Source organism: Aureimonas sp. OT7, assembly GCF_014844055.1.
GTDB lineage: Bacteria > Pseudomonadota > Alphaproteobacteria > Rhizobiales > Rhizobiaceae > Aureimonas > Aureimonas altamirensis_A.
Map to the genome: position 1 here is coordinate 3530042 of NZ_CP062167.1, position 11414 is coordinate 3541455.

General features: G+C 65.1%; 9 protein-coding genes and 2 tRNA genes. 2 read left to right on the plus strand and 9 right to left on the minus strand.

The window, feature by feature from the left end:
* Positions 1-31 precede the first annotated feature (31 nt).
* Together IGS74_RS16880 and miaA are read right to left on the minus strand one after the other, a co-directional pair.
* On the minus strand, positions 32-1825 hold the full coding sequence (locus tag IGS74_RS16880; protein ID WP_246722627.1) for an acetolactate synthase 3 large subunit: 1794 nt from the start codon (positions 1823-1825) through the stop codon (positions 32-34).
* Between the two features lie 232 nt (positions 1826-2057).
* Entirely contained in the window at positions 2058-2939 is an 882-nt protein-coding gene (gene miaA, locus IGS74_RS16885) for a tRNA (adenosine(37)-N6)-dimethylallyltransferase MiaA (RefSeq protein ID WP_246722629.1), read from the minus strand.
* A 20-nt stretch (positions 2940-2959) separates the two neighbouring features.
* On the opposite strand from miaA, the gene serB reads away from it, so the two are divergent.
* Positions 2960-3844, plus strand: a complete 885-nt coding sequence (serB, locus tag IGS74_RS16890) for a phosphoserine phosphatase SerB (protein WP_192387641.1) — start codon at positions 2960-2962, stop codon at positions 3842-3844.
* Positions 3845-3855: 11 nt separating this feature from the next.
* Here the strand turns inward: serB and IGS74_RS16895 are convergent, their stop codons facing one another.
* From IGS74_RS16895 to IGS74_RS16925, 7 genes are all read right to left on the minus strand, one after another.
* Positions 3856-5442, minus strand: a complete 1587-nt coding sequence (locus IGS74_RS16895; RefSeq protein ID WP_246722639.1) for a Do family serine endopeptidase — start codon at positions 5440-5442, stop codon at positions 3856-3858.
* A gap of 120 nt (positions 5443-5562) precedes the next feature.
* Positions 5563-6534: a protease modulator HflC gene (locus IGS74_RS16900; RefSeq protein WP_192387643.1), complete on the minus strand. Its 972-nt coding sequence runs from the start codon at positions 6532-6534 to the stop codon at positions 5563-5565.
* Positions 6534-7739, minus strand: a complete 1206-nt coding sequence (gene hflK, locus IGS74_RS16905; RefSeq protein WP_192387644.1) for an FtsH protease activity modulator HflK — start codon at positions 7737-7739, stop codon at positions 6534-6536. Before hflK ends, IGS74_RS16900 begins: the two co-directional genes overlap by 1 nt.
* A 136-nt stretch (positions 7740-7875) precedes the next feature.
* Positions 7876-8400, minus strand: a complete 525-nt coding sequence (locus IGS74_RS16910; RefSeq protein ID WP_192387646.1) for a dihydrofolate reductase — start codon at positions 8398-8400, stop codon at positions 7876-7878.
* A gap of 45 nt (positions 8401-8445) precedes the next feature.
* Positions 8446-8838, minus strand: coding sequence for a hypothetical protein (locus IGS74_RS16915; protein WP_192387648.1), 393 nt, complete (start codon positions 8836-8838; stop codon positions 8446-8448).
* 335 nt (positions 8839-9173) lie between these two features.
* Positions 9174-10727 (minus strand): ATP-binding protein, encoded by a 1554-nt coding sequence (locus IGS74_RS16920; protein WP_192387650.1) that lies wholly within the window; start codon positions 10725-10727, stop codon positions 9174-9176.
* Positions 10728-11016: 289 nt separating this feature from the next.
* Positions 11017-11091: transfer RNA gene (locus IGS74_RS16925), tRNA-Gln, on the minus strand.
* Positions 11092-11220: 129 nt separating this feature from the next.
* On the opposite strand from IGS74_RS16925, the gene IGS74_RS16930 reads away from it, so the two are divergent.
* Positions 11221-11297: transfer RNA gene (locus IGS74_RS16930), tRNA-Pro, on the plus strand.
* Positions 11298-11414: the final 117 nt, after the last annotated feature.

Here is an 11414-nt window from a genome sequence, read left to right on the forward strand (position 1 = left end):
AAAACGGTTGGATCGTGGGGTGGCGCCGGTTCTAGACCAGCGCCTTGCCCTTGGCATCGATGGCGTTGGCGACCACTTCGTCGGTCGCCTCGTCCGGCAGCAGCATCTCGTTGTGGGCGCGGCCCGAGGGGATCATCGGGAAGCAGTTCGCAAGGTTCGCCACGCAGCAGTCGAAGATGACGGGGCGGCGAACGTCGATCATCTCGCGGATGGCGCCGTCCAGATCGCCGGCCTTCTCGACCCGCAGCCCGACACCGCCGAAGGCTTCCGCCATCTTGACGAAGTCGGGCAGCGCCTCGCTGTAGGAATGAGACAGGCGGTTGCCGTGCAGCAGCTGCTGCCACTGGCGCACCATGCCCATATACTGGTTGTTGAGAATGAATATCTTGATCGGCGCCTCGTACTGCACCGCCGCCGACATCTCCTGCATGGTCATCTGCACGGAGGCGTCGCCCGCAATGTCGATCACGAGCGCGTCCGGATGGGCGATCTGCACGCCCAGCGCCGCCGGCAGCCCGTAGCCCATGGTGCCGAGCCCGCCGGAGGTCATCCAGCGGTTCGGCTCCTCGAAGCCGTAGAACTGCGCCGCCCACATCTGGTGCTGGCCGACTTCGGTGGTGATGTAGGTCTTGCGGTCCCGGGTCAGCTCATACAGGCGCTTGACCGCGTGCTGCGGCATGATGATGTCGCCGTCCTGCCGGTAGGCAAGGCAGTTGCGCGCCTTCCACCTTGCGATCTGGCCCTTCCACTCGGCCAGGGCGGCCGTGTCCGTCTTCAGCCCCAGTTCGTTCCACGCCTCCAGCATGGCCTTCAGCACATGGCCGACATCGCCGATGATCGGCAGGGCGACGCGGACATTCTTGTTGATCGACGATGGATCGATATCGACGTGGATCTTGCGGGAATTGGGCGAGAAGGCATCCAGGCGACCGGTGATGCGGTCGTCGAAGCGCGCCCCGAGGCACAGCATGACGTCGCAGTCGTGCATGGCGAGGTTGGCCTCGTAGGTGCCGTGCATGCCGAGCATGCCCAGCCAGTTCTCGCCCGATGCGGGATAGGCGCCAAGCCCCATCAGCGTCGAGGTGACGGGGATGCCGGTCCGCGCAACGAATTCGCGCAGCAGCCGGCTTGCCTCCGGTCCGGAGTTGATGACGCCGCCACCCGTATAGAAGACCGGCCGTTTCGCCGAGGCGAGCAGTTCGACGGCCGCGCGCACCCGCGCCCGGTCCGCATCGACGCGCGGATGATAACGGCTCGCTGCGCGGCTCATCTGCGGCGGCGTGTAGGTGCCGGTGGCGAACTGGATGTCCTTCGGGATATCGACGACGACGGGACCGGGCCGGCCGGACATCGCGACATGGAACGCCTCGTGCAGGATCTCCGCCAGCTCCTCGACGCTCTTCACCAGCCAGTTGTGCTTGGTGCAGGGCCGCGTGATGCCCACCGTATCGCATTCCTGGAACGCGTCGGAACCGATCAGCGACGTCGGAACCTGCCCGGTGATGCACACCAGCGGGATCGAGTCCATCAATGCGTCCTGCAACGGGGTCACCGCATTGGTTGCGCCGGGGCCGGAGGTAACCAGCATCACGCCGACCTTGCCCGTGGAACGGGCATAGCCTTCGGCCGCGTGGCCGGCGCCCTGCTCGTGGCGGACAAGGATGTGCTGCACGGCATCCTGCTGGAACAGGGCATCGTAGATCGGCAGCACAGCACCGCCCGGATATCCGAAAAGGTGCTCGACGCCGTGATCCTTCATCGCCTGCACCACCATTTCGGCGCCGGTCATCTTGCGGATCTCCGGATTGGTCGTCATGTCGTCCATGGCTGCTGTTCCTGCTTGGCGCCTTCCGTCGAGCGGTGCGCGTCGTGTCCCTAAAGTGTCATTCAGGCAATAAAAAAGGCCCTTCGAGGGGCCTGTCTTTCGCGCACACGTGGCATTCGCCGGACGGTCGTTAAACCGCCTCGCGTGTGCGCCTGCCTACGAGAATGAGCGTGATGTTCTTCATGGGGCGGGACGATACTTCCATAGACTTCGCGCGTCAACGCAATTTCGCTCAGCTCTCCAGCCGCTCCCAATCCGGGCCGAACTGGTTGCGGAACCACGTCTCCTGCCGTTTCGCATACTGCCGCGTCCGCACCACTGCCCGCTCCACCGCAGCGCGCGGTGCCATGTCGCCACGCTCCGCCGCAAGAAGCTCGGCCAGGCCGATCGCCTGCCCGGCCGAATGGTCGAGCGCGCCCGGACGCCGCGCGAAGCGCAACGCCTCCTCCCTCGCGCCCTCGGCCATCATGGCGTCGAACCGCCGGGCGATCCTGTCCCGCAGAACGGCGCGGTCCGGCGCAAGAACGATCCGGCGCAGGCCGGCGTCAGGCAGGAGTGGGCGGCCCTTCCCTTCCTGAAGGGTCGCCAGCGGCCGGCCCGTCGTCATCACGAGTTCCAACGCCCGCAGGATGCGCTGGCTGTCGGTGGGCCGCAGCCGCGCCGCAGCCTGCGGATCGAGCGCGCCAAGCGCCTCGTGCAACCGCCCCGGGCCCTCTTCCGCATGGCGCGCGCGCAGCGCGGCGCGGAGCTCCGGCGCGATCGCCGGCATATCGTCCAACCCCTGCGTCAGAGCCCGGAAATACAGCCCCGTGCCCCCCACGAAGACCGGCACCGCGCCGGCCGCGCGGATCTCCTGCAGCACGCGCTCCACCTCCGTCAGCCACATGCCTGTCGAATAGGGCGCGGAGGGGTCTGCGTAGCCGTACAGACGATGGGGAATTCCCCCCATGTCCGATTCGGTCGGGCGCGCGGTCAGAATCCGCAATCCATCGTAGATCTGCATCGAATCGGCATTCACCACGACGCCGCCATGGCTTCGCGCCAGGTCGACGGCCAGCTTCGACTTGCCGCTCGCGGTGGGGCCCGCTATCAGAATCGCGTTCAACCGGTCCAAGCCTGCCAGGTCCCCTGCCAATGCACGTCGTTACCCTGATTTCCGCCCGGAACGATCCGCGCGTCAGCCGCTCCCTTGCGGAGCAGGCACAGTATATCATCGGCGAGGCCGAGATATTCTGGCTGGAGCGGGATACAGCCTGCGACCTCGTGACGGAAGACGCGCCCGACGCTGCGACGCTGAATGCCCTGTCGCGGCTTGCCCTGTCCGCCGCGGTGGACTGCGTCGTCCAGCCCGTCGAGGGCCGACGGAAGTCCATCCTGATCGCGGACATGGATTCCACCATGATCGACCAGGAGTGCATCGACGAACTGGCGGCCGAGATCGGCCTCAAGGACAAGGTCGCGGCCATCACCGCCCGTGCCATGAACGGGGAGATCGCGTTCGAGCCCGCCCTGCGCGAACGTGTGGCCCTGCTGCGGGACCTGCCGGTCGCCCGCGTGCACGACGTTCTGGCCACGCGCATCCAGCTTGCCACGGGAGGCGCGACGCTGGTTGCCACCATGCGGGCCAATGGCGCCTACACCGCCCTGGTCTCCGGCGGCTTCACCCTGTTTACCCAGGATGTGGCGCGGCAACTCGGCTTCGACGAAAACCGCGCCAACAGGCTGGATGTCGTGGATGGCGTGCTGACGGGTACGGTTGCCGAACCGATCCTGGGCGCGGATTCCAAGCTGGCCGCCCTGCACGAGATCGCCGCCGCGCGCGGCGCGGACGCGGGCGACGTGCTGGCCGTCGGCGACGGCGCCAACGATCTGCCGATGATCCTTGCCGCCGGCGCCGGCGTCGCCCTGCATGCCAAGCCGGCCGTCGCCGCAAAGGCGCCGTTCCGGATCGACTATTCAGACCTGACGGGGCTTCTCTTCCTGCAGGGCTACAAGGCCGAGCAGTTCATCGCCGCATAGGCGCCGCTGCCTCAATCGAGCGGCAGAACCACGAAACGCAGATCGCCCCCGGGCGATGCCACGAGCAGCAGGGCGTTGCGGCGGCCATCGGTGCGCAGGTCGGCAAGGCTGGTCCGCAAGGCCTCCGCCGTGGCCACCGATTCCTGTCCGATTTCGGTGATGACCGAGCCCGGCTCTATGCCTTTTTCCGCGGCCGGCGATTCGGCCGCGACCTCGGTAACCACGACCCCCTCCAGCTCCTCGTCGATGCCGAACTGCGTCTTCAATGCGTCGGACATGTCGGCAAGCGTCATGCCGAGCGTCCCGGCGGCGGCATCGGCGACACCCTCGTCACCGCCCTCCTCGCCGGTGGCGCCTTCCTGCCGCTCCATCATGGCCTCGCCATCCTCGAGCCGGCCCAGCGTCACCTCCACATCGATGGAGCGTGGCTCCGCGTCCTGGCTTTCCTTGCGCATCAGCGTCAGCGTGACGCGTTTGCCGACCTCCGTTTCGGCGACAAGGCGCGGCAGATCGCGCGAGGTCGGCACCGGCCGGCCATCGAACCGGGTGATCACATCGCCGATCTCGATCTGGCCGGTATCCGAGGGGCCGTTCGGCACGACGCCCATGACGATGGCGCCCGACGTGTCCGGAAGCCCCAGCCCTTCGGCGATTTCGTCCGTCACCTCCTGCAGGCGTATCCCGAGCCAACCACGCCGCGTTTCTCCGAATTCCCGCAGCTGGCCCACCACATTCTCGGCCAGCAGTGATGGAATGGCGAAGCCGATGCCGATGGAGCCGCCTGTCGGGGAGATGATCGCCGTGTTGATGCCGATGACGCGGCCATACATATCGAAAAGCGGGCCGCCGCTGTTGCCGCGGTTGATGGCGGCATCGGTCTGGATGAAATTGTCATAGGGGCCGGCATTTATGTTGCGGCCGCGCGCGGAGACGATGCCCACCGTAACCGAACCGCCAAGGCCGAACGGATTGCCGATGGCCATGACCCAGTCGCCGATGCGCACGGCCTCGCTGTCGCCAAAGGAAACGGCGGTCAGGGGCTCTACCGGCTCGACCCTCAGCACCGCGAGATCCGTCTTCGTGTCGGTGCCCAGAAGCGTCGCCTTCAGCGACGAGCCGTCCGCGAAGTTCACGGTGATCTCGTCGGCATCGGCGATGACGTGATTGTTGGTGACGACGATCCCCGAAGGGTCGATCACGAAGCCCGATCCAAGAGACTGCACCCGCTGTGCGTTGGTCCCTTCGTTGCCTTGCAGCAATTCGTCGAAGAATTCCTGCAGCGGCGAGCCTTCCGGCGCGGACAGCGGCGGCACGGCCGATCCGCCCGCCACGCGCTGCGATGTCGAGATGTTGACCACCGCATCGAGCAGGCCTTCGGCCAGCCCCGCAACGGAAGCGGGCCCCTGCATGCGCGGCTGGGCGGAAGCGGGCGGAACGCCGGGGGCCGGCGCATCCTGCGTTTCGGATGGCGGCCGTTGCGGCGCGATCTGCTGGCCCTCGGCCGGTGGCGGAATGACGCCTTGCGCCAGCGCGCTGCCCGTCATGGCGGCCAGGATTGCCGCTGCGATCGCATTGCGGGCCTGCGGTAGCTGCGTCATCACTGCCCTTTCCATCACTGACGGCCTGTTGCGCCGAGGCAAGCCGATAAAAGCGACTGAATCAAGAACGCATCGGGGACCGCCAGCAAAAAGCCCGGGACAATGCCCGGGCTTTCCACATCAGTTGCCGATCGCGGCGGAGGATGGCGTTGCCGCCGCCGGCCCCGTCGCGGGCGGCGTCTCGCGCGGCGGCGTGAGATTGCCGTCGACGTCGGAGCCGTCCGTACCAAAATAGCGGAAGAACTCCGAATCCGGCGACAGCACCATCGTGGTGCCGGTGCCCTCCAGCGCCGTGCGGTAAGCCTGCATCGAGCGATAGAACTCGAAGAACTGCGGGTTGCGGCTGAACACCTCGGCAAAGGTGGCGTTTCGCTCGGCCTCGCCAAGGCCCTGAAGCACCGCTGCCTCACGGCGCGCACCGGCGACCGTCTCGGACGCCTCGCGGTCCGTGTTGGCGCGCAGGGTCCTGGCGCGCACCTGGCCTTCCGCGCGCAGACGCTCGGCTTCGGCAAGGCGCTCGGCGGCCATGCGCTCGTAGGTGCGTTCCGAAATCTCGGGCGTCAGGTCCGTCCGGCCGATACGGACGTCGACGAGGTCGATGCCCAGGCGTTGCGCTTCGGGGCGCACCTGGTCGCGGACCTCCACCATCATCGAGGCGCGCTCGTCCGACAGTGCGGCCGAGAAGCTGCGACGGCCATAGGTGGCGCGGATGGCGGAATCGAAGCGCGTCAGAAGCAGGCGCTCGGCCTCGTCCAGCTGGCCCCCGCGAACGCCGCGGCGGAACAGCGCCGGATTCTCGATGCGATACACCATGAAGGCATCGACGTCATAGAAGGCGCCGCCCGACACCTGCACGCGCAGATTGTTCAGGTCGGACCGCAGAAGCCGCTTCGGCAGCAATTGCACATTATCGGCCTGGGCAAATGCGAAGGGCATCTTGAAGTACAGCCCGGGCTGCTGAATCACGCGCTGGATTTCACCGAAACGGAGCACCAGCGCCTGCTGGCGTTCCGAGACGATGAAGGCCGAGTTCCAGACGAACAGCAACGCGACAGCGACCGTCGCCAGCACGGCATAGAAACGGTTGCTCATCAGTTGCGCCCCTGCGTGTTCGCGGATGTGCCGGACGGCGGTATCGATGCGGCGCCGGCGCCGTTGCCGGTTCCGCCCTGGTTGGTGTTGTTGCCGTTATTGGTGTTGCGCAGCCTGTCGATCTCGGTCAGGGGCAGATAAGGCACGACGCCGCTGGCATTGCCGTTGCTGTCCATGATGACCTTGTTTGAATCGCGCAGCACGCCTTCCATCGTCTCCAGATAAAGCCGGCGGCGCGTCACTTCCGGCGCCTGTTCGTAGGCCTCGAGGATGGACGCGAAGCGCTGCGATTCACCGATCGCTTCCTGTACGACGCGGTTGCGATAGGCCAGTGCGTCCTCGTTGATCTGCGCCGCCTCTCCCCGCGCGCGGCCAAGCTGCTGGTTGCGGTAGATGTTCGCCTCGTCCACGAAGCGATCCTGATCCTGCGTTGCGCGCTGCACCTCCTCGAAGGCGCTGGCAACCTGCGTCGGAGGCGCGGTTTCCTCGATGGACACGGCGTTGATGGTGATGCCGGCGCCATAATTGTCGAGGGTCTGCTGCGTGATGGCGCGCACCATCTCGGCGATGGCGGCACGGTCGTCGCGGAAGAGGTCGTCCACCGGGTTGCGGCCCACCACTTCGCGCATCGCGCTTTCGGAAACCTGGCGCAGCATGCCCGGCGCGTCGTCCACGTTGAACAGGTAGGCCTGCGGATCGGAAACGAAGGAGAGGACCGAGAACTTGACGTCGACGAGGTTCTGGTCCCCCGAAAGCATCAGGCCCGACGTGTCGCTGCCGCCCGTCCCGCCGATCTGAAGGCGATTCTCGACGGCTGGCACGGTCTCGAAGGTTTCGAGAGGCCAGAGGGTCATGTGCAGGCCCGGCGGCGACAGTTCCTCGCGCGGCTGTCCGAGGAGGATCTTGACGCCGTTTTCGCCCGGCTCGACGACATGGATGGCGTTGAGCGCCCAGATGACGGCCAGGCCGGCCAGCACGAGGCCGCCGAAGGCCAATCCGCTGCCGCGGCTGCCGCCACCCGATCCGCCGCCGCCCGGCATGGCGCGGCGCAGCCTGTCCTGGCCACGGCGCAGGATTTCCTCAAGGTCGGGCGAGCCGCCACCGCCGCCCGGGCGGGGGTTCTGCGGCCCCTGCCCCCATGGGCCGCCATTGTTGCCACCGCCGCCTTTCCAGCCGCCGTTCCCGCTCTGATTACTCCAGGGCATCTATGTCCTCTCGCACAAGGGCACGCCCACCACGGACATGGCGGCGACCTGACGTTTCAGGCCCTTATAGGAATTGCCTATTCGGCATTCAATGACGGCCGGTGGATTCCGCAAAGCACAAATCCGAGATTTGCGCCTAAATCGCAACGCGCCGTCGTTCCAGGGTCAGGAAACGGGCGTCCGCGTCGTCGCGCGTCCCGCGCCTCATCGGCGCGTCCCGCACCATTTGCCATTCCTCGTCGGAAATGTCCGGGAAGACGGCATCGCCGTTCATCTCGGCTTCGATCAGCGTCATTTCTATACGGTTCGCCATCGGTAGGAACTGGCGGAAGATGTCTTCGCCGCCGACCACCATGATGGCGTCGGAGCCTCGCTCCGCAGCGCTGGCGCGCGCCAGCCTCAGCGCGGTTTCGAGGGTGTCGGCGTGCCAGGCGCCGTAGCGCACCCGCCCCGCATCGTGGGACAGCACGATCGAGTCGCGGCCATCGAGAAGGCGCCCGATTGCGTCCAGCGTACGACGCCCCATGATCATCGGCCGTCCCATCGTCAGGCGTCGATAGCGGGCGAGATCGGTGGGCAGCGTCCAGGGCATGCCGCCATCCGCGCCGATCACGCGGTTGCGGGCCATTGCGACGACGAGGACGATCGGAATGTCTGTCATGGGCGGCATCATGACCCTTTGCGGGTCGGAGCGATAGGCCCCGCCTCAAGGGCGGTAAAGGGCTTCCAGTTCCGGGAACGGCTCCCATCGCAGGCCGGGCCGCGCGCAGAGCGGATCGTTCAGCGCGGTGGCGACCGGACGCTCGTTTCGGACGAAGACGGCCATGGCCTTGCGCCCCAGATCCTCACCGCCCGTATTTGCGGCGTCAGCGCGGACGCAAACGTAATGGCGATCGCGCAGGGCATCGAACGGCATGGTCGAAATCTCGGCCCGGCGCAGGACATACGGCCCCGCCATATAGGTGCGCGCGCCGTTGACGATAGCCGTCCTGACGGATTCCGGCGCGGGGCCGGCCTCCATCTCAGCTCTGTCCATCTGGCTGGTGGCGACACAACCGCCAAGGCTCAGTCCGAGGGCCAGCAGAACGAGCTTGTGCACGGGCATTCTCCGAATCGGGTTTCAGCCGGAGAGTATCTGAAGCGATGTCGGGATCAGTCAAACACGACGCCCGGGATCCGATACTCCAAGACGCTCCGGTCCATGCCGCCGGAACCCTTGCTTTGCTGAAGTTAAAACATCGGACCGCCCGCGCCTCCGCCGATCAACCGATCCTGCGTACGCATGACCAAGGCAGCGATCAAGCACCGACCATCGGGGCAACCTGTTCGGCAAGCAGGATGATGGCAATGACGATCATGGCAGTGCCCGAGAAGCAACCAAGGCCGAGGTGAACAAGCCCCTTCTAGGTGCGTCAGGCCATGCGCGTTGAGCCGCTACCGCTTCTGACGTAGGGGTGAGTTGGTTGCATCCGTTGCGTGGAGCAGCTCGTCCAAACGGCAGGCTGCGCGGTAGATTGCGCTCCTGGTGCCATTGTTCGCGCCCTCCCCGTCCATGCGCTCCAGACACGCGAGAACAATGGGCTTGAACTTCTCGACTTCTGTTGTTCCAGCCGGGAGGCCCATGATCGCGTTGGCGATGGGCAGAACCTCCGACGCATCCTTTGGCTCTACGACCACCCCTGATGTGAAACCTTCGAGTATTCGCGCCGGTCTCCCTAGGTGGACCTTGTGGGCACTCTCCTCCCTCCGCAACCGCTTCACGACCGCAGCCCGACTAGAGGGGAGAGAAGACACCCGCGCCATTAGATCATCTACGATGGCATCCACTTTGCGGTCCGCCTGCGCCACGTAGTACCACACGGGAAGCCACTTGCGCTGGCAGTGCGCCTGGGCGTGGATGTACTGCATCGGGTCATAGACCTTCTCACTTTTGAGGAAGTTGCTGATGACGGCGTCTGGAGTGACGTTCTCCCGGATGATCCGAGCCCGTTCTTTTTCCAAGTCGGACACGGGCTCCACGTCGCCGATGAGCCGTAGCGCAGGAGCCCCTTTTACTTCGCTGAACTCCCCCTCCCGGATGAACTGGATGCTGGGCAGGAGGTCTTCGTCGATCACGAAGCTACCGCTTCTTCCAGTCACCTGCCCGGTATCAAGATCGACGGTGGCTGCTGCGCCCGATGCAATTTGGTTCATCCTTCGAGTGAACTCTGCGACTGCCCGCTGCTCCCGGTTGGCAATGATCTTCCTCAACTCACCCGGTTTAATGGACCGAGTTTCGCCCACGTACCGGTAGTAGATCGTCCCTTCTTTGAAGACGCCCCCACCAATGTTTTTAAGCGCGATGACCGGGGCGTTCTCGTGCTTCTCCACGTACAGCGCGCCGATAGTTTTCCCACCAATCGTCACGGAGGTCTTGGTGACGTGCGGGACTGGATCGAGAGCCCCGGCAAGGCAACGGTTGATGTCTGCTGGATCGGTCTTGACGAAGTATTCTGCCGTTAGCCCATCGACCGATTGCGTCTTGTCGTTCACGCCAAACAAGACGTGTCCACCCTTGTTGTTCGCAAATCCAGCAATCGTCTTAATCACATCTGCAAATCGCTCCTCCGGCATGAGGCGGAAGTTCTGTTTGCACTCGGCTTGATCGGTCTCGCCCAGCCGCAAAGTCCAGACACCCTGGGTCTCCGTGAACATAGCAATGATGGTTTCAGGATCGGTTGGAGACGCTGGCCCCCTCGCCGCTCCTGTCAGTTGTCGAGACTGCCAGTTGGAAATGAAAGTGCCCAGTTCAGCCGGGGTAGCCACAGGAACTGCCGCGCCATACTGACCCTGTTTGATCTGGGTGATGCGGCCAGTGCTGATCAGGCGGTCAGCGCGGTTAAAGTAGAAGTGCGCCTCGTCGTTCTTCATGCCCTTTGCGAGCATCGCCTTGATGAGGCCAATCTCCTCATCCGTGAGGGTCCTTTCGCGACCCTTCTTCTTTGCCATCTGCCCGCCCCTGGCCCAACATCCTTAATAGGATGTTTACCCTATTCATCAGCAGGTTCGGCAGTGGCCAATGAACAGAGCCCAACTATCCACAGCCCCTCGCCGGGGCATGTTCTAGCTGCGCGAGTGAAGAAAGAGTGTTCGATAAGGGAAGGATAGATCACCAGATGGGGGCTTATGCGGTGCAAATCACGATGCCGTACATCCGGGATACCAGTTTGGGCTACCAGAGCCGAACTCCACTCCCGCAGGTTATTGATTAACTGCATTTTAAGGAGCCAAGAAAGGATGGCTGGGGCGCCTGGATTCGAACCAGGGAATGGCGGTACCAAAAACCGCTGCCTTACCGCTTGGCTACGCCCCACCGGCCGCTGTCGCAGCGTGGGGTCTATACCCTCTCGCGGACGGGCTGGCAATCCGGGACAGGAGGCCAAATTTTGCCGAAAGAACCGCTTGCGTGGCAGCCCCCTCCCGGCTATACGGACGGCGGTTTCGGAGTGTAGCGCAGCCTGGTAGCGCACCTCGTTCGGGACGAGGGGGTCGCAGGTTCGAATCCTGCCACTCCGACCAGCAAGCTCCCTCACATCATCGATGCATTGTCCCAGCCCTTCGGGGCGGCAGCCCGCAGTCCGTTCGCGTCGTCGACAGGCCGGCCTGTCTCTGCCGAGATCTCCGGCAGGGCTCCGG